Origin of the sequence: Streptomyces sp. NPDC032472 (assembly GCF_040636955.1) — a bacterium.
In the GTDB taxonomy this organism is placed as follows: domain Bacteria; phylum Actinomycetota; class Actinomycetes; order Streptomycetales; family Streptomycetaceae; genus Streptomyces.
Genome location: NZ_JBEZVK010000003.1, coordinates 32,291 through 57,835, shown reverse-complemented (window position 1 = coordinate 57,835; position 25,545 = coordinate 32,291). Strand labels below are relative to the sequence as shown.

Here is a 25,545-nt window from a genome sequence, read left to right as displayed (position 1 = left end):
GTTCAGCCCTTCTTCGTCTCGGGATCCATGGGGAGCACGGCGCTCACCTCGTACCCGCCGCCCGGGCGCGGGCCGGCGGCGAGCTCGCCCCCCAGCATGCCCGCCCGCTCCCGCATCCCCAGCAGCCCGTGCCCCGCACCCTGCGAGGGCGGGGCCGGGCGGCTCGGTGCGCTGTTGGCGATGCACAGGTGCAGTTCGCGCGGCCCGTACGCGATGCCCACCTCCACGCGCGAACCGGGCGCATGGCGCAGACAGTTGCTCAGCGCCTCCTGCACGATCCGGTACGCGGTCAGCTCGACGCCCGGCGCGAGCGGCCGCCGTACCCCGGCGACCTCGGTGGTGACGTCCAGACCGGCGCTGCGCACGTTGTCGACGAGCCCTTCCAACTCGGCCAGGGAGGGCTGCGGATGGTGCGGGTTCGCCGGGTCGTCGGGATGCTCCGAGCGCAGCACGCCCAGCACCCGCCGCAGCTCGGTCAGGGCCTCCAGCGCGTTCTCCCGGATCCCCGCCAGGTTCTCCTTGAGCTCCTCGGAGGGGTTCTCCACCAGGTGCGGGGCGACCTGCGCCTGGATGGAGATCACCGACATGTGGTGGGCGACGACGTCGTGCAGTTCGCGGGCGATCCGGCTGCGCTCCTCCAGCAGGGTGCGCCGACTGCGCTCCTCCTCGGTGAGCGTCTCCTGCTCGACGAGCTTGGTGCGGGCCAGCCGGGTCGCGCGCAGCGCGTACCCGAGCACGCCGATGAAGCCGAACAGGACCAGGTCGGCGAGGGCCACGCTCTGCGCGCCCGGCGGCTTGAACAGCAACTCGGCCAGGCCGGTGAACGCGACGGACAGGCCGACGACGACGGCGGTCACCCGCGGCGGCACCCGCAGGGCGACCAGCATCAGCACGAGTCCGAACCCGATCATCCCGCCGGGCGTCCACGGCCAGCTCTGGCCGGGCCCCACGTGGTCGTGGGTCCGCACGGCCACCAGGGTGCCGGCCAGCAGCGCCAGCCACCAGGCGGCGATCGGCCGGAACATGGCCAGGACGATGGACGCGCCCGTCGCCAGCGCCGCCAGCAGCGGATAGCCGCCGGTGACGCCGTAGTGGTCGGACAGCTGCTCGGTGGTCAGGAAGGTGAAGAACAGTGCCAGGTAGCCGACGACCGCGTGCGGCAGCCAGGCCAGCCAGCGCGGCCGGGACAGCCGGGGGAGCGGGTTCCACTCCAGGGTGAACAGGTCGGCTGCCAGACCCCGCAGGACGGCACGCCCTCCGGAGCCCGCGGGGTGGGCCGGGGCGCTGCTCAGCTCGGTCATGCCGCCCAGCCTAGGCATGGGTGATCACCTCTTCCGGAGCCACCCGTGGACGACCGGGGTCGACGAGGCCCGCGGACGACGGGGCTGAACCGGCGGAACCGGCGGGACCGGCAGAACCGACGGAGCCGATGGAGCCGATGGAGCCGACGGAGCCCGCGACTGTGCGCGAGGGGGTGGACCGCCGACGCCGAACACCCTGCTCGTACGCACGGAACGCAGACCAGCAGACGGCCAGCGCGGCCGCGAAGACCGGCAGCCACAGCAGTCGGGCGGCTATCCACTGGGGGGAGTCCGGCACGGTGTGCAGCCCCGGCAGGTCGGCGGGGGCCAGCAGCCCGAGAGCGGTGACGGCCATCATGGCGGTCTGGTGCCACAGGAACACCGTCATCGCGGACAGGTTGAGCAGGGCCACCGCGGCCCAGACCCCGGGCCGGCGCATGGCCCGCGCCACCGGCTCGCGCAGCAGCAGCGCCAGCCCGCACTGGGCCAGGCCGAAGGCGGCCGCGGCCAGCGTCGGCGGGTTCAGGTTCGATATCGAGGCGCCGGGGACGCCGACCATGGACGCCGGATAGCCGCCCCACAGCACGAGCGCCGCGGTGGCGGCCGCACCCCCGCCCAGCAGCAGGGCGGCCGGAGTGCGCCGGGCGAACGCCCCTCGGGACCAGGCGGCCCCGAGGGTGTAGGGGACGAGCCAGCCTGCGGCCACGTTGACCCAGCCGATCCACGCCGGGCCCTCCAGCCCGAACCGCCACAGGTCCACGGCCGCCACCACGCCCAGCGGCCACAGCGGGCTCATCCGGGCCACGAGCGGCGTCGCGGCGGTCAGCGCGGCGAAGACGAGGAGGAACCACAGCGGGGACAGCACGAGCCGCACCAGCGCGTGCAGCGTGTCCAGTTCGGCCCCGCCGAGCAGCATCCCGACCGCGGTGACAGCCCACAGCGCGAGCACCGCCGCGACCGGCCGGAACAGCCGGGCGAGCCGCCGGCCGACCCACACCCCGTACGACACCCCGCGCTCCCGCGCCGCGGCGTACGACCGGGCGCCGACCTGCCCGCCGACCAGGAAGAAGACGGACAGCGTCTGGAACACCCAGGACACCGGCGCCAGCCACGGCATGTGCGACAGCGGGCTGGTGGTGCTCAGGCCGCCGTCGGCGGTGGTCATGGCCGTGACGAGCCAGTGCCCCAGCACCACCCCGAGGATGGCGAAGGCCCGCAGCGCATCCACCGCCCGGTCCCGGCCGGCCGGGGTGGCGGCCTCCACCCGCCCGGCAACGGCGGACCAGCGGGCACGGAGCTTACGCATGGGGAACCTCCGGAGCGGTGGCGGACGCAGGAGCAGGAGTAGGAGCAGGAGCGGGGGCGGGCACAGTCGCGGGGGCAGGGGCCGGGGCGGGGCTGTCGGCACCGAGGACGATGCGGGCCAGGCTCTCCAGGGACTCCGTCCCGGGCTTGAGGTAGTCGCTGTGGCCGCCCGGCCCTGCCTTGAAGGGCCGGGCGCCGAAGGCAGGGGAGACCGGGTCGGTGCCGAAGCCGATCCCGCCGAGCCGGACGTGCGGTACACCGGCGATCCAGTCGCCGGCGCCGCGCCCGGCCCAGACCTGGGCACCGGTCGGCATCTCGGCGGCCGAGGCGGCGCCCGTACCCGGGCTGCCGAACAGGGCGATGTCGCCGACCTTCGGGCCGGTCCCGGTGCGGGCGCAGACCACCGAGCCGTAGGAATGGCACAGGAGTGACATGCGGGCGTCGGGCACGGTGGTCTGTGCCAAACGCCGCAGGAATGGCGCCAGTTCGGCTGCTGCCTCGGCCGCCCGGTCGGAGGTCAGCACCGTCGGGCTGACCGTCCCGGGCGTCTCGTACCCGAGCCAGGCGACCACCGCGGAGCGGGGGTGCGCGGCCTTCAGGCGCTGGTGCAGCGCCAGCGCCCCGGATCGAAACCGCTGGTAGGTGTCCAGGGAGGTATCGGAGCCGGGCACCAGGACCGCAATCCGGTCGGCGGTCTCCAGGTCGCCGAAGACCTCCACCGCCCGCCCCTTGCCGCGGCCGTCGAAGGCGAGGAACTGCGCGGTCCCGTCTGCCTCCATCGCCCGCAGCTTCCCGGCGCGGCCGGTCCGCCCGGCCTGCTGCGCCATGCGCGCCGCCTCGGCGAGGTTGGCACGGTTGGCCGCGTATCGAGCCTGGGGCGCGGCCTGTTCCTCGAACGCCACCGGTATCGGCGCGGGCACGTCGGGCGATGCGGCGGCGGACACGGGAAGCGCGACGGCCGCGGCGACGAGGCCGGCCAGCAGGGTGCGGCGCAGACGGCCGAGCGGACGGCGCACGTCGTCGCCACATCCTTCGGGGCGTCCTGCGGGGTGTCCGTCGAGGCGGGTCATGGCGGTCCCTGCTCCTTCGCTCGATCCAGCGGGTGCTGTGGGGGTGCGGGTGGTGCGCTCGAAGCGCGTTGTCCGATACCGAAGTTATGAATCGGCACCCGTGGTCGGCGTCCCGCTGCAGAGCGGCCTTCCTGAATAGCTCTCAGGTATGACAGGGGAAACCTGCGAGCTACGGGACCGCCTCCCCGAGGCGGACCGGATCATCCCGGGGAGGGGTCCACGAAGGGGTCCGGAGGGCGCCTGCGAAGGAGTCCCGGTCTCGCCCCCAACGCGCCGCCGATACCCGTGGACAGATAGTCGTCGCGAAGATAATCTGTACGCAGAACTTCTTCGAGACGCCGATCCCTGCGGAGGCATTCCATGTGGACGTACGAGCACAGCATCGAGACCGACGCCGCGCCTGAAGCCGTCTGGGCACTGTGGGCCGATGTCGAGAACTGGGGCACCTGGAACGCCGACATCGAGCACATCGAGCTCGACGGACCCTTCGAGACCGGCACCGCCATCGTCATGACCCCCGCCGGCCAGGACCCGGTGCACCTGCGCATCGCCGAGGCGAAGCCGGGCGAACTGTTCGTGGACGAGGCCCGCTTCGACGGCCTGCTCCTGCGCACCGTCCACCGCATCGACCGGGGCCGGGACCTGCGTACCCGCGTCGTGTACCGGATGGAGATCACCGGTGACGGCGCCGACGCGCTCGGCCCCGAGATCGGCCCGGCCGTCACCGCCGACTGGCCCGAGACCATGGCCGCCCTCGTCACCCGGGCGGCCGGCTGATGGCCCTCACGCCCGCCGAGAGCCCCGGCTTCCTGCTCTGGCACGCCACCCTGCGCTGGCAGCGGGGCATCGCCGCCGCGCTCGCCCCGCTCGACCTCACCCACGTGCAGTTCGTCCTGCTGGCCTGCACGTGGTGGCTCAACGAGCAGGGCGAGCAGCCCAACCAGCTCGCCGTCGCCCGCCAGGCGGGCACCGACGTCAAGATGGCCTCGCAGGTCCTGCGCACCCTTGAGGCCAAGGGCCTGATCCGGCGCGAGGTCGACCCCGCCGACACCCGCGCCAAGCGGCTCCGGGTCACCGACGCCGGCGCCCGGCTGGCGCCGCGCGCGGTCGCCGCCGTCGAGGAGGCCGACGCCCGCTTCTTCGAGCCGGTCCCGGTGGCCGAGGCGATCGCCCTGCTCGGACGGCTGGCGGGGCGGCCCGAGTCCTGAAGGGCACGGGCCCGCTCCCGACCGCAGGCCGCCGACTGCCGACGGCCGCTACGTTGGGCCGATGATCAACGACAACTGGCGCAACGACCGCATAGGCAGCGCGCACCGGGGCGAGAACCCCACGGTGCTGCGCCGCCTCGACCAGGGCTTCGCCGTGATCGGGGACCGGCAGTTCCTCCCCGGGTACGCCGTGCTGCTCACCGACGACCCGTCCGTGACCCGGCTCTCCGACCTGCCCCGGGCGCGCAGGGCCGCGTACCTCGGCGACATGGAGCGGCTCGCCGAGGCCGTGGAACGGGCCTGCCGCCGGCTCGACCCGGCCTTCCGCCGGGTGAACATCGAGATCCTGGGCAACACCGACCCGTACCTGCACGCCCACATCTGGCCGCGCTACGACTGGGAGCCCGCCGACCTGGTCCGGCTGCCCGTCTGGTTGTACGAGGAGGAGTACTGGCGGGGGAGCCAGTACGAGCTCGGCCCCCGGCACGACGGCCTGCGGACGGCCATCGGGGAGGAGCTGGACCGACTGGGCGGCGGGACCGAGGCTTGACCCTGACGCGCGCCGGTCACGGGGTCGTCGCCACCCGGATCCCGAAGCCGATCAGGACGACCCCGGTCACCCGGTCCAGGGCCCGGCGCACGCGCGGCCGGGAGAAGAACCGCCGGGCGCGCGAGAGCACGTACACGTACGCGGCCAGCCAGACCACGGTCAGGACGACGTGGACGAGCACCAGCAACGCCATGCCCAACGCCGGGCGCAGGCCGGACGGGGCGAGTGCGGGCAGCAGGCCGGTGTAGAACACGGCGATCTTCGGGTTGAGGGCGTTGCTGACGAGCCCCGTGCGCCAGGCACTGCTGCGGTCGCGACGGTCGCCGCGCTCCTCGCCGCGTGCCGAGCCGTTCCCGTCTCCCGGCTGCGGCTCGGCCCCCGGGCGGCGCAGCGCCTGCACGCCGAGGAAGCACAGGTACGCGGCGCCCGCGAGCTTCACCACGAGGTAGACCTCGGCCGACGCGGCGAGCAGGGCCGCCAGACCGGCGACCGTGAGCACGCCCCACAGCAGCAGTCCCGCCGTGATCCCGGCGACGGTGCGCAGCCCGTCGGCCCGCCCGCGGGCGACGGCGCGCCTGGTCACGACCGCCATGTCGGGCCCGGGGACGAGGGTCAGCAGGGCCAGGACACCGGTCGCGGTGGCGAGTTGGGTGAGCACGCGGCTCAGTCTGCCACCAGGGGCTCGGCCAGCGGCTCGACATAGCCCGCACGCCAGCGGGGCGCCGGGTCCTGGCCGGGGCTGGTCCAGTACTCGCGGGCCCCGACGATCTCGCCGTCCTTGACGGTCCAGAGGGAGACGGCCCGGTAGACGACGTGGTCCTGGGGTATCTCCACCTCGGTGACGACGAGGTCCCCGTCGGCGAGGATCCGCAGCACCTCCACGGATCTCTCGTCGGCATAGGCGTCATCGCTGTTCACGGCGATGAAGTTGGCCCGGCCGACGATGCGCTCGCCGCTGACCGGCCATTCGATGACGGCGTCCTCGGCGATGAGGCGGGACACGCCGTGCCAGTCGCGTGCGTCGATTCGCTCCCACAGTTGTGCCACTACCTTCAACGGCTCCATGAGCGGCAGTCTGCGGTGGGCCCTTCTCGCGTAACAAGCTTTGCTTGCAGGCTTATTGACTTCGACACAAACTCAGGCTCCGCGGTCGAGCAGACGGGTGAGCGCCCGCCCCGCGATGGTCCGGCGGCGCGTCTCCGGCGGCGGCGAACCTTAGTCGGACGCCGCCTCCGGCAGCAGCGCGTCCAGCGCCGCGGCCAGCCGGTCCAGGGTGCGGACCGTTTCCTCGAAGGCCTCGTCGCCGAGTTGGGCCGCCAGGGCCGTGGCCAGGGCCGCGTGGGACGGGCCGATGCGGGCGATCGCGGCGCGGCCCGCCTCCGTCGGGCGCAGGAGCTTCGCGCGCCGGTGCGCCGGGTTCGGTACGTACTCCGCGAGGCCTTGCGCCGCCAGCAGGTCGGCGATGCGCTGGACGCTCTGCCGGGTGATGCCCATGGCCCGGGCGATCCCGGCCACCGGCAGCGGCTCCTGCAGGACCGCGCCCAGCACCTGCCAGCGGGCCGCGGTCAGGCCGGCCGGGCGGGCCAGCTCCTCCGAGAGGGCCAGGAACCGCCCGTTCAGGCCGAAGACGCCGAGCGCGGTCCGGCTCAGCAGGTCCTGGCGCGCCCGGGTCGTGGAGGGCCGGGCGGGCGGCGGTCCAGCCGGCTGCACGCGCTCCGCGTCAGGCATCGCCGCGCTCCGCTGCCGCCATCAGCACCGGGAACGCGCTCGCGTCCGAGTCGTGGAACAGCCGGTACCAGGCGTCGAGCACCTCCGGCCCGTACACCTCCAGCCGGGCGAAGACCTCGCGCGCGAAGGCCACCGGTTCCGTGGGCCCGGCCGTGATCAGGTCGCCGTCCGTCACCGCGTCGGCTTCCACGTACCGCCCGGCGCCCGCGTAGCCCGGCTGTTGCGCCAGGTACGCCGCGGCCGCGCTGGTGTGGGCGCGGCTGTCCAGCAGGCCCTGCCGGGCCAGGCCCGCCGTGGCGCCGCAGATCGCCGCGACCGGGACCCCGGCCGCCAGGAACTCCCGGGCCTTCGCGGCGAACGGGGCCAGCTCGTCGCCGGTGTCCCACAGCGAAGCGCCCGTGAGGATCAGCAGCGAGGAGTCCTCGGGCGAGAGGTCCGCGAGGGCCAGGTCGGGCCGGATGCGGACGCCGCCCATGGTGGTGACCGTGCCGTCCGCGGCGAAGCCGACCGTACGGACGCGGTGGCCGCGCTGGACCAGGTGGGCGGTGGCGTGGCCGGTCTCCCAGTCCGCGTACGTGTCGTAGACCGCCAGGTGGACCGGCCGCGGGGCGGTGTCCCGCTCGAAGTCGCTCATGTGGACCGCCTCCTCTTGAGACCGCATATGACAGCAGGCTGTCATTTTGGGAGGATGCTGTCAATGGAGCGGGCGTCAGGCCGCACCTGCCCCGGGTGCGGCGACAGAGTGCCGAGGGTGCGGCGCCGCCCCCATACAGTCCGCCGATATCCCTTCCCACCTGCGCACTTCTAGCGTGGCCGTATGACCCCTCATCTCCCCTTCGATGCGGACGGCGTCGCCGTCAAGGCCGCTGACCGCGCCCACGTCTTCCACTCCTGGTCCGCCCAGGCCCTGATCGACCCGCTCGCCGTCGCCGGGGCCGAGGGCTCGTACTTCTGGGACTACGACGGCAAGCGCTACCTCGACTTCTCCTCCCAGCTGGTCAACACCAACATCGGCCACCAGCACCCCAAGGTCGTGGCGGCGATCCAGGAGCAGGCCGCCCGCCTGTGCACCCTCGCCCCCGGCTTCGCCGTCGACGTCCGCTCCGAGGCCGCACGCCTCATCGCCCGGCGCACGCCCGGCGACCTGGACAAGATCTTCTTCACCAACGGCGGCGCCGAGGCCGTCGAGAACGCCGTCCGGATGGCCCGTCTGCACACGGGCCGCCAGAAGGTGCTGTCGACGTACCGCTCGTACCACGGCGCCACCGCCGCTGCGATCAACCTGACCGGCGACCCGCGCCGCTGGCCCTCCGACACCGGCGCCGCCGGGGTCGTGCACTTCTGGGGCCCGTTCCTCTACCGCTCCCCCTTCCACGCGGCCACCGAGGCCGAGGAGTGCGAGCGCGCCCTCGCCCACCTGGCCGACACCATCGCCTTCGAGGGCCCGGCCACCATCGCCGCGATCATCCTGGAGACGGTGCCCGGCACCGCCGGGATCATGGTGCCCCCGGCCGGCTACCTCGCCGGCGTGCGCGAGCTCTGCGACCGCTACGGCATCGTCTTCATCCTCGACGAGGTCATGGCCGGCTTCGGGCGCACCGGGAAGTGGTTCGCCGCCGAGCACTGGGACGTCACCCCCGACCTGATCACCTTCGCCAAGGGCGTCAACAGCGGCTACGTCCCGCTCGGCGGCGTCGCCATCTCCGGCGCCATCGCCGAGACCTTCGCCACCCGCCCCTACCCCGGCGGCCTGACGTACTCCGGCCACCCGCTGGCCTGCGCCGCCGCCGTCGCGACGCTCCACGCCATGGAGGAGGAGGGCATCGTCGAGCAGGCCGCCCACCTCGGGCAGAACGTGATCGGCCCGGCCCTCGCGGAGATCGCCGAACGGCACCCGTCGGTCGGCGAGGTGCGGGGCCTGGGCACCTTCTGGGCGCTGGAGCTCGTACGGGACAAGGAGACGCGTACGCCGCTCGTGCCGTACAACGCCGCGGGCGCCGACAACGCGCCGATGGCGGAGTTCGCCGCCGCCTGCAAGGCCTCCGGCCTGTGGCCGTTCGTCAACATGAACCGCACCCACGTCGTGCCCGCCTGCAACATCACCGAGGCCGAGGCGAAGGAGGGCCTGGCCCTGCTCGACGAGGCGCTGACGGTCGCCGACCGGCACACCACGTCGGCCTGACCGCCCGGTCCCGCCGGGACCTGCCCGGTGCGCGGCCGAAATCGGCCGCGCACCGATCGGTTTCAGCCGTGCTGCCTGGCCTAAGGTGTCCGAAGCTCACCTAAGGAGACGGACCCCTATGCCAGGCAGCACGGCTGTCACCCGCAACACACTTCGTCAGCAGATCGCGGACGCGCTGCGCGACGAGGTGCTCGCGGGACGCCTGCCACCGGGCACCGAGTTCACGGTCAAGCAGATCGCCGAGCAGTACGAGGTCTCCGCGACCCCCGTGCGCGAGGCACTGGTCGACCTCGCCGCGCAAGGGCTGCTGGAGTCGGTGCAGCACCGGGGCTTCCGCGTGCGCGTCTACACCCTGGACGACTTCCGGGGCATGATCGAGGCCCGTACGCTCATCGTCGACGGGATCTTCCGGCGGCTCGTGGAGCGCGGCACCGCGCCCGGATCGAGCGACCTGCTGGTGTCGGTGCGCCGTCGGGCCGAGGAGGCGTGTCGGGCTGCACAGAGCGGCTCGCTCGAAGTGCTGATCGGCTACGACCTGCGCTTCTGGAAGGAGCTGAGCGGGCTGGTCGGCAACACGTACATCACGGACTTCCTGCACCGCATCCGGGTGCAGTGCTGGGCCTTCACCGTGCCCTACCTGAAGGCGGCCGCGGACCTGCACACGGGGCTGTGGTCGGGGCACAACGAGCTGATCGACGCCGTGACGCGGGCGGACGCCGAGGAGGTGCGGCGCCTGGTGCACGCGTACAACCGGCACACGCTGGACTGGGCCGCGACCTTGAAGCCGGTCGCGGCGTGAGGGGCGGGAGCGTGGACCGCCACGCCGCCGCCATCGCCACCGCGGCCTGGGCCGCGACCGCCTCTGCCCCGCAGGCCTCGGCTCCCTCCGTCTCCGTCCCTGCCTCGCGGGCCGGGGGCACCGGCATCGGCCTGTCCGTCGTGATCCCCGTCCGTGGGGAGCGGGACCGCATCAGGGCGACGGTCGCCGCCGTCCGCGAGCACCTGGAGGGCCGCCCGGGCGGCTGGGAGCTGGTCCTCGTCGACGACGGTTCCGCCGAGTGTGCGGCCGACGCCGACGCCGACGCCGACGCCGACGCCGACGCCGGCGCCGAGTCCGGTGACGGGGCAGAGGCCGCGACCGCCGCGGATCCCCGGATCCGTACGGTCCGCCTCGACGGTCCCGCGGGCGAGGGCACCGCGCTGCGCGCCGGAGTACGGGCTTCCGCGGGCCGGAGGGTCCTGCTGACCGACGCCGGACTCGGCACGCCACTGGACGAGCTCGCCCGCCTGGAGCAGGCCCTCGACCAGGAGGAGCACGGTACGCAAGGCATCGCCGGCCGACCCGTCGCGGCGCTCGGGCGGAGCCGCAGCCGCCTCGGCCGCGCCGTCGGCATCCCCGGCATACCGGGCCTGCGCGCCGGCACCTTCGGCTTCGCCCTCTTCGACGGGGACGCGGCCCGCGCCGCCTTCGCCGCCTCGGCCCTCGACGGACCGGCCGTGGACGCCGAGGTCACGCGCCTGCTGCGGCGCGGCGGCGGGACCGTGGCCGAGGTGCCGGTACGCCGCGCAGCCGGACGGCCCGCGCCGGGCGCAGCCGCAGCCCGCCCCGCCCGCCCCGCTCGCCCTGCCGCAACCGGCGGCCGGCGCCGTGCGCTCGTAGAGCTGCTGCGCCTGAACGCCGGCGGCCTCGCCGTCGCCGCCGTCTTCCTCGCGCTCTCCTTCTACGTCTTCCACGGCCTGTGGGCGGACCTCGACGGCCGGTACCTCAACGACGCGCTCCAGGACCAGAACCAGTGGGAGTGGTTCGTCGGCGTCGCCACCGACAACATCACCCACCTGCGCAATCCGCTCTTCACCACCGCCCAGGGCATGCCCGACGGCGTGAACCTGATGGCCAACGCGACGATGCTCGGCCTGACCGTGCCGCTCATCCCGGTCACCCTCGCCTTCGGCGAGACCGTCACCTTCGCGCTGGTCCTCACCCTCGGCATGGCCGCCAGCGCCTGGACCTGGTACTGGATGATCCGGCGCCGGTTCGTCGAGAGCCGCTGGGCGGCCGCCGCGGGCGGGGCGCTCGCCGCGTTCGCGCCACCGATGGTCTCGCACGCCAACGGCCACCCGAACTTCGTCGTCCTGTTCATGATCCCGCTGATCGTCGACCGGGCCCTGCGGCTGTGCGAGGGGCGCAGCGTGGTCCGCGACGGGGTGCTGCTCGGGCTGTTCGCGACGTACCAGATCTTCCTCGGCGAGGAGCCGCTGCTCATCGCCGCGCTCGGCATGCTGGTCTTCTCCCTGGCCTGCCTGCTGGTGGACCGCCGGCGCGCCCTCGCCGCGGTGCGGCCGCTCGGGCTCGGCCTCGCGGTCGCCGCGGCCGTCTGCCTGCCGCTGGTGGCGGTCCCGCTGTACTGGCAGTTCTTCGGGCCGCAGAGCTACCACTCGGTCCTGCACGGCGACAACGCGGGCAACAGCCCGCGCGCGCTCGTCGAGTACGCCGCCCGCTCCCTGTTCGGCGACCCCGAGACGGCGGGCCGGCTCGCGCTGAACACCACCGAGCAGAACGCCTTCTACGGCTGGCCCCTGCTGGCGTTCGGTGCGGCCGTTTGCGTGTGGCTGTGGCGGCGCCCGGCCGTGCGCGCGCTGGCGCTCACCGGCGCCGCGGCGCTGCTGCTGTCCCTGGGGGCGCGGGTGCCGGTGCCGCACACCGGGGTCGTGCTGCCCGGCCCCTGGTGGGTGCTGGGGAAGCTGCCGCTGTTCGAGTCGGTGATCGAGGGGCGCGTGGCGATGGTGTGCGCCCCCGTCCTGGGCGTGCTGCTGGCCCTGGCGCTGGACCGGATCGTCCGGGTGCGGGCGCGCGAGCTGCGCACGCTCGGGCTGCTGGCGGCGGCCGCGGCGCTGGTCCCGGTGCTGCCGCTGCCGCTGAACGTGCGGGAGCGGGCGCCGGTGCCGGCCTTCGTCGCCTCCGGGGCCTGGAAGGGCTACGTCAACGAGGGCGAGGCACTCGTTCCGGTACCGCTGCCCGACCCCGGGCAGGCCGATGCGCTGCACTGGCAGGTCGAGGCGGACTTCGGCTTCCGGCTGGCCGGAGGCTACTTCAACGGGCCGTGGGGGCCCGAGCGGATCGGGATCTACGGGGCCGCCCCGCGCCACCTGTCGAACCTGCTGCGGGACGTCCGCTACGGGCAGGAGCCGCCGGAGATCACCCCGCAGTGGCGGGAGCAGGCCCGGCGGGACCTGGAGTACTGGAAGGCGGGTGCGCTGGTGCTGCCCGACCAGGACCGGGCGGACGTGCTGCGGCAGCTGGTGAGCGAGCTGGTGGGGCGGCAGCCGGAGCGGGTGCAGGACGTGTGGGTGTGGAAGGTGGGCACCCGGCCGTAGCCGTGCGCCGGCGGCGCTCCGGAGAGCAGGTTCTGCGCAGGCCTTCGCGGAGGGTGTCCGGCGCATTACGCTGGCGGGATCGGCGGCAACGACTGATCTCGACTGATCGGAGCCCGCGTGGCCTGTGACCTGTGGCTGGTCCCCCTTGTCGACGTGCTGTGCCACAGCCCCGACAACCCCTTCGCCGAAGAGATCGCCTCGTACGACAAGGCGCTGGGCGAGGCCGGACTGCCGTCCGTGCCGGTGTTCGCCTACATGCCGGGGCTGAGCGGGGACGTGGCCCCCGTCGCCGGCTTCGACTACGACGCCCTGCACTTCCTGCGGCGGGCGTACCTGCTGCAGATCTGCGGGCTGCCGGTGACGCCGGTGGACGAGCTGGGCGGCGACTACGAGCAGCTGCTCGAGATGTTCGAGTCGACGGCGCAGCAATCGCATCTGGTGTGGCACTACGACCATGCCGGGGCGTACGTGCCGGTGGACTTCGCGGTGCCGCTGGCGAACGAGGAGCTGTTGGCCGGGGGTGGGCCGCTGGGGTCGGCGCAGGGGCTGCTGCGGGAGCTGGTGGTGGTGGCGCCGGCGATCGGGATCGACCCGGGGAACCCGCCCGGGGCCCCGGCACCGCCGAGGAGGCCCACGGCGTTGGAGGAACCGGCCGGGCCGATCCCGTACGGTGAGGACGCCGGTCCCTTCGCGCGGGAGCGGCATGTGTGGCTCGGCCTGCATGCGGCCGCCACCCGAAGCCTCGGTCAAGGCTCCATGATCATCTTCAGCTGACGCCTCCTGGTCGTCCACCTGGCCCGGGCCGGGGGCCCGGCCGGGCCGGAGCCGAAGCCCGAGCGTGGTCGGGGGGCCGCTGCGCGGAGCCGTCTCCCCGCCCCGCCCTTTCTCCGTATCCCGGGCCTCCGCCCCGGACCCCGCTCGCCTCAAACGCCGGCGGGGCTCAAAGACCGGGGCTCCGCCCCGGGCCCCGCGCCTCAAACGCCGGCGGGCTGAAGGGTCGGGGCTCTGCCCCGGGCTCCGTGCCTCAATCGCCGGCGGGCTGAAGGGCGGGAGCTCTGCCCCGGGCCCCGTGGCTCAATCATCGGCGGGGCTGAAGGGTCGGGGCTCTGCCCCGGGCCCCGTGCCTCAATCGCCGGCGAGGCTGAAGGGCGGGGGCTTCGCCCTTACCCGGCGTCTCGAAGCCGGCGGGCTCAAAGCTCGGGGCCTCGCCCCGGACCCCGCGCCCCAAACGCCGGCGAGGCGGAATCGGCGCCACCCCGGCGCGGCCGGGCATCGGGCTATGCCCGCTGCCTCCCGGCTTCGCCGACGCGCGTGGCGGGGGTCCGGCAATGTCAGCCCCGCCGGCGTTTGAGGCGCGGGGTCCGGGGCGGAGCCCCAGCAACCCCGGGTCGGCCGGGTACCGGGCCCTGCCGCGAGGTCCGGGGCGGAGGCCTGTACGTTCAGCGGGGTTGTTCCGGGGGGCGCTGGCGGGGCATGTTCGGACGGGTGCCCGGGGGGAGGGGGTAGCGGGGCGGAGGGAGCGCCCCCGGCTCGCCCCCGCGCGGGGAGGACGGGGACAGGGACTGCATGACCAGCGGGGCGGGCCCGTTGCCGAACTCCACCATCCACTCCGCGGTCTCCGACCGCACCAGCTCCGCCACGTCCTCCGCAAACCTCCGCAGCACGGTGAGGCACCGCTCCGCCGCCTCGCTCGCCGTCCCCTCCGTCGGCCCCAGCACCTCCCGTACGTTCTCCGAGGCCCAGTCGAACTGCAGGGTCTGCAGCCGGCGCTGCACGGCCTGGGCGGTCGCCACGTCCCGCATCCAGCCCGACGTGAACCCGAAGAACCGGTCGCACCCCATGCAGGCGGCCCCCAGCAACAGCGCCAGGTACCCGTACGACGCGGCGCCCGGCGCGGAGCCGGTGAGCGCCAGCAGCGGCATCGAGGCGCCGATCACGGCCCCGGCGGCGGCGCCGGCCCGCAGGATCCGGGCCCCGAGCCGCTTGCGGGCCCGGTCGGACATGTACCACTCGGCGGTGCGCAGCGCATCCGCCTCGACCCGCCGGTAGAGCTCGTCCAGCCGCTCGGCGGGCTCGCCCCAGTCCCCGAGGGGGAAGGGCCCGCCGGTCAGATCGCCCGCCGCCATCGGCCCGCCGCCCTCCTCCCGGGGATCCCGGGGTGGCCCCTCGGGCTGCATCTCCGGCTGGCTCACCCGGCACTCCCTCTGCCTGCGCTGACTGTGGTGGTGCGCGTGTGCGCAATGATGCGCATGCTCTTCCTACCTCCGAATGGCGGCGGATGGGCGTCGAATCCCCGGATTTCCGCCCGCAAGGAGGTCTCCATCAGGGACGCGCACGCCCCGCCCCTCACTCGAAAGAGTTGGTCCTCACGGCGTAGGGCGCTGCGCCCGGTGAGCACGTAGGCTCGGATTGACCAAGCGTCCAGACGCGTCCCGACGGTACGGAGTGAATGACCTGTGTTTCCCGGTGGCGGTCAGCCCAACATGCAGCAGCTGCTCCAGCAGGCCCAGAAGATGCAGCAGGATCTCGCGGCAGCCCAGGAGGAGCTGGCGCGCACCGAGGTCGAGGGCCAGTCCGGCGGCGGCCTGGTGAAGGCGACGGTCACCGGATCCGGTGAGCTGCGCGCACTGGTGATCGACCCGAAGGCGGTGGACCCGGAGGACACCGAGACCCTGGCCGACCTGGTGGTCGCGGCCGTGCAGGCGGCCAACGAGAACGCCCAAGCGCTCCAGCAGGAGAAGCTGGGCCCCCTTGCCCAGGGCCTGGGCGGCGGCGGCACCGGGATCCCCGGCCTGCCGTTCTAGCCTCCGGACCTCCCCGACCCTTACCGTTCCGTTCTGTTTTGTTCCGTTTCGTTTCGTTTCGTTTTCCCGAGAGTAGGCAGTCCGTTGTACGAAGGCGTGGTCCAGGACCTGATCGACGAGCTGGGCAGGCTGCCCGGTGTCGGGCCCAAGAGCGCGCAGCGGATCGCCTTCCACATCCTGCAGGCGGAGCCCGCCGACGTCCGGCGCCTCGCGCACGCGCTGCTGGAGGTCAAGGAGAAGGTCCGGTTCTGCGCCGTGTGCGGGAACGTGGCGCAGGAGGAGCGGTGCGGCATCTGCCGCGATCCGCGCCGGGACGCCACTGTGATCTGTGTGGTGGAAGAGCCGAAGGACGTGGTCGCGATCGAGCGGACGCGCGAGTTCCGGGGCAAGTACCACGTCCTGGGCGGTGCGATCAGCCCGATCGAGGGCGTGGGCCCGGACGACCTGCGCATCCGCGAGCTGCTCGCCCGCCTCGCGGACGGCGAGGTGACCGAGCTGATCCTCGCCACCGACCCCAACCTGGAGGGCGAGGCGACGGCCACGTACCTCGCGCGCATGATCAAGCCCATGGGCCTGAAGGTCACCCGCCTGGCAAGCGGGCTCCCCGTCGGGGGAGACCTGGAGTACGCGGACGAGGTCACGCTGGGGCGGGCCTTTGAAGGAAGGCGACTTCTCGATGTCTGACGCAACGCTGAACATCCTGGGCCAGGATCCGGACGACTTCGCGGTCTCGATCGCGGACCAGATCGAGTCCTTCATCGTCGCGGTCACCGAGGTGGCCAGGGGCGAGGACCCGGACAGCGCGGTGCCCTTCCTCCTCCTGGAGTTCTCCCAGCTGCTGCTCGCGGGCGGCCGGCTGGGCGCCTACCAGGACGTCCTGCCCGACGAGCGCTACGAGCCGGACCTCGGCCCGGAGCCGGACGTGGACGAGCTGCGCGAGCGCTTCGCGTACCTGCTGGAACCGGTCGACGTCTACTCCGAGGTCTTCGACCCCTACGAGCCGCGCAAGGCCCCGGTCGCGCACCGCATCTCCGACGACGTGGCCGACGTGGTGGCGGACCTGCGGCACGGCCTGGCGCACTACGGGGCGGGCCGCACGGCCGAGGCCCTGTGGTGGTGGCAGTTCTCGTACTTCTCCAACTGGGGCTCGACGGCCTCGGCCACCCTGCGCGCCCTCCAGTCGCTGGTCGCCCACGTACGGCTGGACCAGCCGCTGGAGGCCCTGGACGGGCTCGACACCGACGAGGACCTGGCCGAGGACGACCTCGCCGAGCAGGCCGGCCGGGTCATGGCCGAGGAACTCGGCACGATCGGCCGCCGCCCCGCCCGCAGCTAGCCACTGCTCGGCCGCGCCAGTACGGAGTGCAGCGCGGCCGCGTCCACGAAGGGCGCGGCCGCGGTCGGCGGGGACTGCCAGAACAGCGGCCAGGTGTCCCCGCCGAGCGCGGGCACCCCGACGTACGCGGCGGTGCGCGTCTGCGTGCCGAAGCGCTGGACGCCGAGCGGCCAGGAGTAGCGGCGCGAGGCGCCGGGGGCGAGCAGGAAGTACATCCAGCGGAACCCGGCCGCCTCGCACACGATCGGCCCGGCCCGCCCGTCGGTCGCCTCGATGAGCTGCCCGGCGACGGCCTCGCCGCGCACCCCGGGGATCCGGACCGCGTCGAAGTGGACGCCGGTCAGGCGGAGCTGGTGGCCGAGCAGGGGGACCCAATCGGGCCGCAGTGCGCTGTTCATGTCCCGCAGCCTTCCGCCTCGGGGCTACGGTGGAGAGTGACTGAGCGGATACAGGTCGTGATGTAGCCGTCGGAGGTGGCCGCTGTGTCAGTGCCGAACCCTTCCGTACCGCCGTCCTCCTGGCGGTATGCGGGTGACCAGCTGAAGCGGTGGCGGGTGAAGACCGGCGTCACGAGGGAGCAGTTGGGCGAGGCCGCCCGCTACTCGCCCGACACCATCAAGGCCATGGAGCAGGGCGTGCGCATGCCGACCCCGCAACTGCTGGGCGCGGCTGATGCGCTGTTCCAGGCGGAGGGGCTGCTGAGCGCCGCCAAGGAATACCTCCGGCGCGAGAAGTTCCCCGCGCGGGCCGTGGACTTCATGGAGCATGAGCGCGAGGCGCGGAGTATCTGGTGGTACGAGGTCACGCTGATCCCTGGCCTGCTGCAGACCGAGGACTATGTGCGGGCGCTGATGGCCAAGCATTGGCCGCCGCTCGACCAGGAGACGCTTGAGCAGCGGGTTGCGGCCCGTCTGGAACGTCAGGTGCTGCTCACGGGGAAGTCGCCCGTCGCGGCCAGCTTCGTTGTCTTCGAGGCCGCTCTGCGCTGCCGTTGGGGCGGGGTGGAGATGCACCGAGAGCAACTGCTCTCCCTGACCTGGGATGCCCAGCTGCCCAACGTCTCGCTCCAGGTGATGCCTTTCGACCGGGCTATCCCGGCGGCAGCGAGCGGCCCCATGGTTCTGCTGGAGTCCCGCGAGCTCGATCGCTACGCCTATTCGACCGGGCAGTCGGTGAGTCAACTGACCTCCGACCCATCAGTGGTGAGTACGCACACCGAGCGCTTTGGCATGATCCGCACAGTGGCCCTCAGCCCTTGCGAGTCGGTCGCCTTCATCAAGCGGATGGTGGATGAACTATGAAGTGGTTCAAGTCGAGTTACAGCGACTCCGAGGGTGACGCCTGCGTGGAGGTGGCCCTCAACTGGCGAAAGTCCACGTACAGCGATGGCGAGGGCAGTGCCTGCGTCGAGGTCGCCGACGGGCCGGACGCCGTCCACGTGCGGGATTCCAAGGTGACCGGAGGGCCCGAACTCACGTTCCCGGCAGCCGTGTGGGGCGATTTCGTGGGGCGGATCTGAGCTCCGAGCTCCGAGCTCTTTCTTGTTGGATTGGGCGGTTGGGTTGAACCCACCCGCCCACCCAAGTCCCGCGCATGCAGCGCGATATGACTAATCGTGATCGAGTTGCGACGGAGCGTCGCGAGGCCTTAGCGTCCGGCCCAGACGAATCGACCCCGGACGGTGCAGGAACACCGGCCGGGGTCTGACCTACAAGATCCGCAAAGGGGATCTCGTGGCGTACGACGACCTTAGCGCTGCCCAGCCTGCCGCCGCCCACCCAATGGCCAATCCCGGCTACGGAAAGCGCGACGCGCCCGGCCAGGCGCCCCGAACCGGGGACGACTTCGCACACCTGCCCAAGGATGAAGCGGCGCTCGCCTGGTTTATCGAGCGCCTGCCCGAGGGGGCGGCGATCGACCACAAAACCCTGTCCGCCCGCATCGACGGGCTCGGGCAGGCCGGCTGCCGGGGGCTGCTGCACCGGCTCGTCGATTCCGGGCACCTCTGCCTGTTCCGCGAGCGCGTGGTCCTGCCGTCCAGTTCCCGCTGGGTGACCAGGACCTACTTTTCGCGGACCCAGCGGGACCGGGGCTGGTGGCTGGAGTACTGCAAGAGCATCGGCGCCGAGCCGCTGCGGCTGCCGCCCAAGGAGCTGGCCTACCAGGCGCTGGCCCGGCTGAAGGAGGCGGATCCGCAGCTCGTGCTGTCGGCCGCCGAGTGCGAGGAGCTCGCGCCGCTGGCCGAACGGTGGCTGGAGCGCGGGGTCACCGTCGCCGAGCTCACCCAGAGCCTGACGGCCGGACTGCCCCGGCCCGTCCACAACGCTGCGGCCCTGATCCGGTCGCGATTGGAGCCCAAGATGCCGCCCGAACAGCCGGCCGTGGAGACGGACGAGAACGGGGAGGAGGGGGTGGTGGTCGAGCGGTACTTCGCCTGCATGTTCTGCGAGCAGGACGAACGGACCGTACGGATCGTCAACGGCCTCTGCCCGCAGTGCCTGCTGGAGATGAACTGCGAGCACTGCAAGGCCGTCGAGGCCGAGGTGGAGGAGCTGCGCGAACGGCAGACCTTCCGGGCCGCCGGGCCGACCCCCGAGGAGGTCCGCAAGTTCGCCGACATCGTCCGCGAGGCGGGCGGTCTCCTCCCCAGGGGCCGCGTATGAGCGTGCAGGAGGTGCCCGTCGGGGCACCATGGTGGGGAGGAGGTGAAGCCATGACCCCCACCGGTGCCCGGGCGCAGATGTCGACCGAGGAGTTCGAGGAGCTGGCGCGCAACGCGCCCGAGCTCGTGAGGCTGGAGTTCATCCAGGGGAAGGTGCAGGTCAAGCCGGTGCCGGACGGATACCACAGCGAGATCGTGGCGTGGCTGCTGACGGTGTGCATGCAGCAGCGCCCGGAGCTGTTCCTTTACCCCGAGCGCGGGCTGAAGGTGGAGAAGTACCGCAGCGGTCGAGCACGGCCGGACGGGTTGCTGGCGCCGAAGAGGAGTCTCGGCGGACAGGGGGAGTGGGCCGATCCCGCCGGCGTGCTCATGGTGGTCGAGGTGACCTCCCGCGACCGGGACGCCAACGCCCGCGACCGGGTGGAGAAGCCCGCCGGGTACGCGGCAGCGGGCATTCCCGTCTATCTGCTCATCGACCGGGACGAGCCGTCGGTCGTGGTGCACGCGGAACCGGAGGAGGGCCGGTACCTGGCCGTCACCAAGCGGCCGTTCGGAGCCGAGGTGGAGCTGCCCGAGCCGGTCGGCATCACCCTGGCGACCGAAGGGCTCAAGGAATTCGCAGAGTGATCATGAGGTGAACGGAACGTCTCATGATGCGGTACGCGTCGGCCGCATTGCGGTCGCTCGTTACACTGGCCCGCGACCGAGTACTGGAATGAGCGAGGAGCGCACGTGGGCCTTGTCGTGCAGAAGTACGGAGGCTCCTCCGTAGCCGATGCCGAGGGCATCAAGCGCGTCGCCAAGCGGATCGTGGATGCCAAGAAGAACGGCCACCAGGTGGTCGTCGTGGTTTCCGCGATGGGCGACACGACGGACGAGCTGATCGATCTCGCCGAGCAGGTATCGCCGATGCCTGCCGGGCGTGAATTCGACATGCTGCTGACCGCCGGAGAGCGGATCTCCATGGCCCTGCTGGCCATGGCGATCAAAAAGCTGGGCCACGAGGCGCAGTCGTTCACCGGCAGCCAGGCAGGCGTCATCACCGACTCGGTCCACAACAAAGCGCGCATCATCGATGTCACGCCGGGCCGTATCCGCACCGCGCTGGACGAGGGCAACATCGCCATCGTCGCCGGTTTCCAGGGTGTGTCCGCCGACAGCAAGGACATCACCACCCTGGGCCGCGGCGGCTCGGACACGACCGCCGTCGCGCTCGCCGCGGCGCTGGACGCCGAGGTCTGCGAGATCTACACCGACGTCGACGGCGTCTTCACCGCCGACCCGCGCGTGGTGAAGAAGGCCCGGAAGATCGACTGGATCTCCTCCGAGGACATGCTGGAGCTCGCCGCCTCCGGCTCCAAGGTGCTGCTGCACCGCTGCGTGGAGTACGCGCGCCGTTACAACATCCCGATCCACGTCCGTTCGTCCTTCTCCGGACTGCCGGGTACCTGGGTCAGCAACGAGAAGCCCGAGTCGCAAGGGGACGAGCAGGTGGAGCACGCCATCATCTCCGGAGTCGCCCACGACGTCTCCGAAGCCAAGATCACTGTCGTCGGCGTTCCGGACAAGCCGGGCGAGGCTGCGGCGATCTTCCGCGCCATCGCGGACGCCGAGATCAACATCGACATGATCGTGCAGAACGTGTCCGCCGCGGCCACGGGCCTGACGGACATCTCCTTCACCCTCCCCAAGACCGAGGGCCACAAGGCCATCGACGCCCTGGAGAAGGCGAAGGCGCAGATCGGCTTCGACTCCCTGCGCTACGACGACCAGATCGGCAAGATCTCCCTGGTCGGCGCGGGCATGAAGACCAACCCGGGCGTCACCGCCTCCTTCTTCCAGGCGCTGTCCGACGCGGGCGTCAACATCGAGCTGATCTCGACCTCCGAGATCCGCATCTCGGTGGTGACCCGCCAGGACGACGTCAACGCGGCCGTCGTCGCCGTCCACACGGCCTTCGGCCTCGACTCCGACAGCGACGAGGCGGTCGTCTACGGAGGCACCGGACGATGACGCCGGCCCGGTCGACCCCGGCTCCGGCGCTCGCCGTGGTCGGGGCGACCGGAGCGGTCGGATCGCTCCTGCTCCAGAACCTGTCCCGGCGGGCGGACGTCTGGGGCGACATACGCCTGATCGCCTCCGCGCGCTCGGCCGGCCGCATGCTGGCCGTGCGCGGCGAGGAGACCGAGGTGCTCGCCCTCAGCGAGGACGCCTTCGACGGCCTCGGTGCGGGCGACGTCGCGCTCTTCCTCACCCCGGCCGAGGTCTCGGCCCGCTGGGCGCCGGTCGCCACCGCCCGCGGCGCGGTCGTGGTCGACCAGTCCGCGGCCTTCCGGGAGGACCCCGAGGTGCCCCTCGTGGTGCCCGAGGTCAATGCGCCGGCCGTACGGAACCGGCCGCGCGGGATCGTCGCGAGCCCCGACTGCGTCACCGCCGCGATGATCGCGGCGCTGGGCGCGCTGCACACCGAGTACGGGCTCGCCGACCTGACCGTGTCCTCGTACCAGGCCGCGAGCGCCGCCGGGCGGGCCGGCTCCGAGACGCTGCGCAGGCAGCTGTCGCTGGTCGCCGGGACCTCGCTGGGCGAGATGACCGGGGACGTGCGGCGCGCGGTCGGCGAGGACACCGGGCCCTTCGCGGCCCCGCTCGCGCTGAACGTCGTGCCGTGGTCGGGCGAGCTGCGCGAGGGCGGCTGGTCCTCGCACGAGCTGGCCGTACGGGCCCAGACGCGCCGGATCCTGCGGCTGGAGGCGCTCCCGGTGGCGGTGACCTGCGTCCAGGTGCCGGTGCTGACCGGGCATTCGCTGAGCGTGCGGGCCCGGTTCGGGGCCGCGGTGGACGCCGGGCGGGCGCGGGAGGTGCTGGAGGCGGCGCCGGGGGTGGTCGTCGTGGACGATCCGGCGGCGGGGGAGTTCCCTACCCCGGTGGACGCGGCGGGCACGGACCCGGCCTGGGTGGGGCGGCTGCGGGCCTCGCTGGACGATCCGCGGTCGCTGGAGTTCTTCGTGTGCGCCGACAACCTCCAGGGCGGGGCGGCGCTGAACGCCACTCAGATCGCGGAACTGCTCGCTGGTGAATTCGCGTAATTCACTTTGTAGGATCAGCGCTGATCCCTTGATCAAGGTGATGGCCTGACTGCCGCTGGACGGACGGGGCAATCAGGAAGAGCGAGTACGCATGAGGGCAATGAAGACATTGCTGGTGAAGTCGCCTCGCGCGTACAACCCTGGCGGGGGGACGCGTGTCCAACTGGCGTGGCAGAGGCACTTCTCGAATACGCCGGCGCTCCGGTGCGCAGCACGATCGCTGCCCCGCGCCGGCTACCCCGCACGCCCGGCGGCTTCCCGGTGATCGTCCCGGTTCCGCCGGCCGTGCCGTCGGCCGCCCTGACCGCCCTGCCGACCCCGGGCGGCCGCGTGCCCGCGCCGCGCGGTAGCGCCGAGGCCTCCGGGAGCGGCGAGCCCTCCGCAGCCGGCGGGGAGGAGGCGGGCACCACCACCGGAACCACTGCCGCCGGCGCCGACGCCACCGCCGCGGGATCCGATGCCGCTGCCGTCGACGGCGCCGAAGGGGCGCGCGAGGTCGTGGCCGGCACGACCGTCGACCACCTCACCGAGACCTACCGGGCCCACTACCGCTCCCTGCTGGGCCTCGCCGCACTGCTCCTCGACGACACCGCCTCCTGCGAGGACGTCGTCCAGGAGGCGTTCATCCGCGTCCACTCGGCCCGCAACCGGGTCCGCGACCGCGACAAGACGCTGGCGTACCTGCGCCAGACCGTCGTCAACCTCTCGCGCTCCGCGCTGCGCCGCCGCATCCTCGGCCTCAAGCTGCTGTCGAAGCCGATGCCGGACATGGCCAGCGCCGAGGAGGGCGCGTACGACCAGCTGGAACGGGACGACCTCATCAAGGCCATGCGGGGGCTCCAGCGGCGGCAGCGCGAGGTGCTGGTGCTGCGGTACTTCGCGGACATGACCGAGGCCCAGGTCGCCGAGACCCTCGGCGTCTCCCTCGGCTCGGTCAAGGCGTACGGATCGCGGGGCATTGCCGCGCTGCGGGTGGCGATGGAGGCTGCGCAGTCATGATGGACGACCACACCGCGCCGGGCGGCACCGCCGGGGAGCAGGAGCTGCGGAACCTCTTCCACGGCGCGGTCGCCGGCCTGGAGCCCTCCGACGGCGCCCTGGAGCGGCTGCAGGCCGCCGTCCCCGCCCGCCGGACCCGCAGGCGGCGGGCACTGGTCGGTGCGGCCGCGGCGGTCCTGCTCGCCGGCACCGCCGTCCCGACCGCCCTGCACCTGCGCACCACCGGCGGCGAGGGCAGCGTCGGGGAGCACTCCGCCATGGCCGGCCACGGCGAGGACTCCGCCGCCGCGGAGACCGGCGACAGCCCCGCCCACCACGCCGGCGGCCCCGGCGACGGGCCCCACCCGCCCCAGGCACCCGGCCGCGGCATCGGCCCCGGCGGCACCGGCACCCCCCCGGACTCCGCGGCCGGCGGCTCCCCCGACGGCGGCCACGCCACCGGGGAGGCGACCTCCGGAGCCTCCGCCGGACCCGGCACCGGCCTCGGCGCCGGTCCCATGCCGCCGGTCGCCGTATCCGGCGTCCCGGCCTGCGGGGCCGAGCAGCTCGGCGTCCAGGGCAGCGCCCGCGCCCCCGAGCCCGACGGCAAGGTCTACGGCAGCTTCAAGGTCACCAACGTCTCGGCCCGCGGCTGCGCCGTCGTCGGCCCGGACACCGTCACCGCGTCCTCCGTGACGGCCTCCGCGCCCGGCAAGACCTCGGGCGTCACCGTGGTCGGCCACACCGCGGGGGACCCGGCGGCGGGGCTGCTGCCCGACCCGTCGGCGGAGGCCTCGGTGATGCTGCTCCAGCCGTACACGGCGTACGAGGTCCGCTTCGCCTGGGTGCCCTCGGACCAGTCCTGCCCGGCGGCCACGCCCGACCCGGCCGCCAAGACCCCCGCGGGCGGCGCCCCGAAGGACGAGCCGGGCACCGCCGACACCTCGGCCGCGACGGGCACCACCGCCCGCACCGACGGCCCGGCACCGGACCCGGCGGCCCGTGTGGCGGTGACCCACACCCCGAACACGGCCGTGCCCGGCGTCGCGCCGACCACGCAGGCGACCATCCCCGCGGCCTGCGGGGGCACCGTCTACCGGACGGGCGTCATTCCGCTGGAGACCCCGACGCCGAAGCCGTGACGGGGGCGTGCGGGGCGGCCCCGGTGTCGGCCCCGGCCAGCAGCCCGGCCTCGGCGTCGCGGAGGGTCTCCACCTCGCGGCGGTACAGCCGGAACCACATGAACAGCACGAACGCGACGAAGACGAACCACTCGCCGGTGTAGCCGAGGTTCTGGAAGGCCTTCAGGTCCAGCCCGGTGTTGGTCGGCGCCTGCGCGGGCACCGGCGTCATCCCGTCCGCCGGGGACTGCACCGTCAGCCAGGCGTCGTACAGCTCGTACGGCACCAGGTTGACCAGCGAGGCGGCCCCGATCACCCCGAGCTGCCCGGCCGGCAGACCGCCCTGCGCGCGCACGCCCTTGCTGGTGGAGGTCTCCGAGGCCTGGAGCGCCCCGGTGACCTCGACCCGCCCGGTCGGCGCGGCCGGCGCCCGGCCCGCGTCCGGCGCGCCCGGCAGCCAGCCGCGCACCACGGGGACGGCCTTGCCGGAGTCGGTCTTCAGCAGGGTCAGGACGTAGAAGCCGTCCTTCCCGTCGAGCCGCCGCTCGGGGACCAGCAGCTGGTCGGCGTACTGCCCCGACACCGACGCGAGCCGGCCCGAGGTCTGCCTGTCGACCGGGAGCAGCGACTCCAGCGGCGCGGCGGCCTCGTCGGCCGGGCGCCCCTCGGCCGCCTCCCGGTGCGTGGCGACGCGGTCCTCGAACCGGCCGAGCTGCCAGGTCCCCATGAACAGGCAGAAGGGAACGGCGAGCGCGACGAAGACGTTGATCCCCCACCAGCGCGGGGTCAGGAGAAACCGGTGCACCCCACCACCGTACGGGGGGTGCACCGCGATCAGC

28 protein-coding genes are annotated in these 25,545 nt (G+C 73.1%); 18 read left to right on the top strand and 10 right to left on the bottom strand.

Annotation, left to right across the window (positions count from 1 at the left end):
• Positions 1–2: 2 nt before the first annotated feature.
• Genes AB0F11_RS02430 through AB0F11_RS02420 form a run of 3 tightly spaced genes read right to left on the bottom strand, consistent with a single transcriptional unit; the run spans position 3 to position 3,676 of the window.
• Positions 3–1,301, bottom strand: a complete 1,299-nt coding sequence (locus tag AB0F11_RS02430; protein WP_362167394.1) for a sensor histidine kinase — start codon at positions 1,299–1,301, stop codon at positions 3–5.
• A 10-nt stretch (positions 1,302–1,311) separates the two neighbouring features.
• A complete protein-coding gene (locus AB0F11_RS02425; protein WP_362167392.1) occupies positions 1,312–2,607 on the bottom strand; it encodes an acyltransferase in 1,296 nt (431 codons plus the stop codon).
• Positions 2,600–3,676 (bottom strand): alpha/beta hydrolase, encoded by a 1,077-nt coding sequence (locus tag AB0F11_RS02420; RefSeq protein WP_362167389.1) that lies wholly within the window; start codon positions 3,674–3,676, stop codon positions 2,600–2,602. Before AB0F11_RS02420 ends, AB0F11_RS02425 begins: the two co-directional genes overlap by 8 nt.
• Before the next feature lie 360 nt (positions 3,677–4,036).
• On the opposite strand from AB0F11_RS02420, the gene AB0F11_RS02415 reads away from it, so the two are divergent.
• The 3 genes from AB0F11_RS02415 (at position 4,037) to AB0F11_RS02405 (ending at position 5,434) form a co-directional block, all read left to right on the top strand.
• Positions 4,037–4,453: an SRPBCC family protein gene (locus tag AB0F11_RS02415; RefSeq protein ID WP_362167387.1), complete on the top strand. Its 417-nt coding sequence runs from the start codon at positions 4,037–4,039 to the stop codon at positions 4,451–4,453.
• Positions 4,453–4,884 carry a MarR family winged helix-turn-helix transcriptional regulator gene (locus tag AB0F11_RS02410; protein ID WP_362167384.1) on the top strand — a complete coding sequence of 144 codons (432 nt, stop codon included), beginning with the start codon at positions 4,453–4,455 and terminating at the stop codon, positions 4,882–4,884. Before AB0F11_RS02415 ends, AB0F11_RS02410 begins: the two co-directional genes overlap by 1 nt.
• Positions 4,885–4,948: 64 nt before the next feature.
• The gene (locus tag AB0F11_RS02405; protein WP_362167776.1) at positions 4,949–5,434 is read left to right on the top strand and encodes a diadenosine tetraphosphate hydrolase; all 486 of its coding nucleotides are present in this window, start codon (positions 4,949–4,951) and stop codon (positions 5,432–5,434) included.
• 16 nt (positions 5,435–5,450) lie between these two features.
• Here the strand turns inward: AB0F11_RS02405 and AB0F11_RS02400 are convergent, their stop codons facing one another.
• The 4 genes from AB0F11_RS02400 to AB0F11_RS02385 form a co-directional block, all read right to left on the bottom strand.
• The gene (locus AB0F11_RS02400) at positions 5,451–6,092 is read right to left on the bottom strand and encodes a LysE family translocator (protein WP_362167382.1); all 642 of its coding nucleotides are present in this window, start codon (positions 6,090–6,092) and stop codon (positions 5,451–5,453) included.
• 5 nt (positions 6,093–6,097) lie between these two features.
• Positions 6,098–6,499 carry a nuclear transport factor 2 family protein gene (locus AB0F11_RS02395; RefSeq protein ID WP_362167379.1) on the bottom strand — a complete coding sequence of 134 codons (402 nt, stop codon included), beginning with the start codon at positions 6,497–6,499 and terminating at the stop codon, positions 6,098–6,100.
• Positions 6,500–6,649: 150 nt separating this feature from the next.
• Positions 6,650–7,162, bottom strand: coding sequence for a MarR family winged helix-turn-helix transcriptional regulator (locus AB0F11_RS02390; protein WP_362167377.1), 513 nt, complete (start codon positions 7,160–7,162; stop codon positions 6,650–6,652).
• Positions 7,155–7,796: a DJ-1/PfpI family protein gene (locus tag AB0F11_RS02385; RefSeq protein WP_362167375.1), complete on the bottom strand. Its 642-nt coding sequence runs from the start codon at positions 7,794–7,796 to the stop codon at positions 7,155–7,157. The genes AB0F11_RS02390 and AB0F11_RS02385 overlap by 8 nt, the downstream gene beginning before the upstream one ends.
• Positions 7,797–7,979: 183 nt before the next feature.
• Between AB0F11_RS02385 and AB0F11_RS02380 the strand changes: the two genes are divergently transcribed.
• From AB0F11_RS02380 to AB0F11_RS02365, 4 genes are all read left to right on the top strand, one after another.
• Positions 7,980–9,344 (top strand): aspartate aminotransferase family protein, encoded by a 1,365-nt coding sequence (locus tag AB0F11_RS02380; RefSeq protein WP_362167372.1) that lies wholly within the window; start codon positions 7,980–7,982, stop codon positions 9,342–9,344.
• 118 nt (positions 9,345–9,462) lie between these two features.
• Positions 9,463–10,143 carry a GntR family transcriptional regulator gene (locus AB0F11_RS02375; RefSeq protein ID WP_362167370.1) on the top strand — a complete coding sequence of 227 codons (681 nt, stop codon included), beginning with the start codon at positions 9,463–9,465 and terminating at the stop codon, positions 10,141–10,143.
• A gap of 11 nt (positions 10,144–10,154) precedes the next feature.
• A complete protein-coding gene (locus AB0F11_RS02370; protein WP_362167369.1) occupies positions 10,155–12,719 on the top strand; it encodes a glycosyltransferase in 2,565 nt (854 codons plus the stop codon).
• Between the two features lie 117 nt (positions 12,720–12,836).
• Positions 12,837–13,493 (top strand): hypothetical protein, encoded by a 657-nt coding sequence (locus tag AB0F11_RS02365; RefSeq protein ID WP_362167366.1) that lies wholly within the window; start codon positions 12,837–12,839, stop codon positions 13,491–13,493.
• A 665-nt stretch (positions 13,494–14,158) separates the two neighbouring features.
• Here the strand turns inward: AB0F11_RS02365 and AB0F11_RS02360 are convergent.
• Positions 14,159–14,911 carry an SLATT domain-containing protein gene (locus AB0F11_RS02360; RefSeq protein ID WP_362167364.1) on the bottom strand — a complete coding sequence of 251 codons (753 nt, stop codon included), beginning with the start codon at positions 14,909–14,911 and terminating at the stop codon, positions 14,159–14,161.
• Between the two features lie 264 nt (positions 14,912–15,175).
• On the opposite strand from AB0F11_RS02360, the gene AB0F11_RS02355 reads away from it, so the two are divergent.
• From AB0F11_RS02355 to AB0F11_RS02345, 3 genes are all read left to right on the top strand, one after another.
• A complete protein-coding gene (locus AB0F11_RS02355) occupies positions 15,176–15,523 on the top strand; it encodes a YbaB/EbfC family nucleoid-associated protein (protein WP_362167362.1) in 348 nt (115 codons plus the stop codon).
• 84 nt (positions 15,524–15,607) lie between these two features.
• The gene (gene recR / locus AB0F11_RS02350; protein ID WP_361918066.1) at positions 15,608–16,207 is read left to right on the top strand and encodes a recombination mediator RecR; all 600 of its coding nucleotides are present in this window, start codon (positions 15,608–15,610) and stop codon (positions 16,205–16,207) included.
• Positions 16,200–16,859 (top strand): DUF5063 domain-containing protein, encoded by a 660-nt coding sequence (locus AB0F11_RS02345; RefSeq protein ID WP_362167359.1) that lies wholly within the window; start codon positions 16,200–16,202, stop codon positions 16,857–16,859. Before recR ends, AB0F11_RS02345 begins: the two co-directional genes overlap by 8 nt.
• On the opposite strand, the gene AB0F11_RS02340 is transcribed toward AB0F11_RS02345, so the two are convergent.
• Entirely contained in the window at positions 16,856–17,257 is a 402-nt protein-coding gene (locus AB0F11_RS02340) for a hypothetical protein (RefSeq protein ID WP_362167357.1), read from the bottom strand. The two genes, AB0F11_RS02345 and AB0F11_RS02340, sit on opposite strands and share 4 nt — an antisense overlap.
• 75 nt (positions 17,258–17,332) lie before the next feature.
• On the opposite strand from AB0F11_RS02340, the gene AB0F11_RS02335 reads away from it, so the two are divergent.
• The 8 genes from AB0F11_RS02335 (at position 17,333) to AB0F11_RS02300 (ending at position 24,727) form a co-directional block, all read left to right on the top strand.
• Positions 17,333–18,160 carry a helix-turn-helix transcriptional regulator gene (locus tag AB0F11_RS02335; protein ID WP_362167354.1) on the top strand — a complete coding sequence of 276 codons (828 nt, stop codon included), beginning with the start codon at positions 17,333–17,335 and terminating at the stop codon, positions 18,158–18,160.
• On the top strand, positions 18,157–18,378 hold the full coding sequence (locus AB0F11_RS02330; RefSeq protein WP_362167352.1) for a DUF397 domain-containing protein: 222 nt from the start codon (positions 18,157–18,159) through the stop codon (positions 18,376–18,378). The genes AB0F11_RS02335 and AB0F11_RS02330 overlap by 4 nt, the downstream gene beginning before the upstream one ends.
• A gap of 214 nt (positions 18,379–18,592) precedes the next feature.
• Entirely contained in the window at positions 18,593–19,522 is a 930-nt protein-coding gene (locus AB0F11_RS02325; RefSeq protein WP_362167349.1) for a hypothetical protein, read from the top strand.
• Between the two features lie 50 nt (positions 19,523–19,572).
• On the top strand, positions 19,573–20,148 hold the full coding sequence (locus tag AB0F11_RS02320; RefSeq protein WP_362167347.1) for a Uma2 family endonuclease: 576 nt from the start codon (positions 19,573–19,575) through the stop codon (positions 20,146–20,148).
• Positions 20,149–20,253: 105 nt separating this feature from the next.
• Entirely contained in the window at positions 20,254–21,534 is a 1,281-nt protein-coding gene (locus AB0F11_RS02315) for an aspartate kinase (RefSeq protein ID WP_362167345.1), read from the top strand.
• Positions 21,531–22,607: an aspartate-semialdehyde dehydrogenase gene (locus AB0F11_RS02310; protein WP_362167343.1), complete on the top strand. Its 1,077-nt coding sequence runs from the start codon at positions 21,531–21,533 to the stop codon at positions 22,605–22,607. The genes AB0F11_RS02315 and AB0F11_RS02310 overlap by 4 nt, the downstream gene beginning before the upstream one ends.
• Before the next feature lie 168 nt (positions 22,608–22,775).
• Complete coding sequence (locus tag AB0F11_RS02305; RefSeq protein ID WP_362167341.1) at positions 22,776–23,606, top strand: SigE family RNA polymerase sigma factor; 831 nt, start codon at positions 22,776–22,778, stop codon at positions 23,604–23,606.
• Positions 23,603–24,727 (top strand): hypothetical protein, encoded by a 1,125-nt coding sequence (locus AB0F11_RS02300; protein WP_362167339.1) that lies wholly within the window; start codon positions 23,603–23,605, stop codon positions 24,725–24,727. The genes AB0F11_RS02305 and AB0F11_RS02300 overlap by 4 nt, the downstream gene beginning before the upstream one ends.
• Here AB0F11_RS02300 and AB0F11_RS02295 read toward each other — a convergent pair.
• Positions 24,693–25,511 (bottom strand): SURF1 family protein, encoded by an 819-nt coding sequence (locus AB0F11_RS02295; protein WP_362167338.1) that lies wholly within the window; start codon positions 25,509–25,511, stop codon positions 24,693–24,695. The two genes, AB0F11_RS02300 and AB0F11_RS02295, sit on opposite strands and share 35 nt — an antisense overlap.
• Positions 25,512–25,545: the final 34 nt, after the last annotated feature.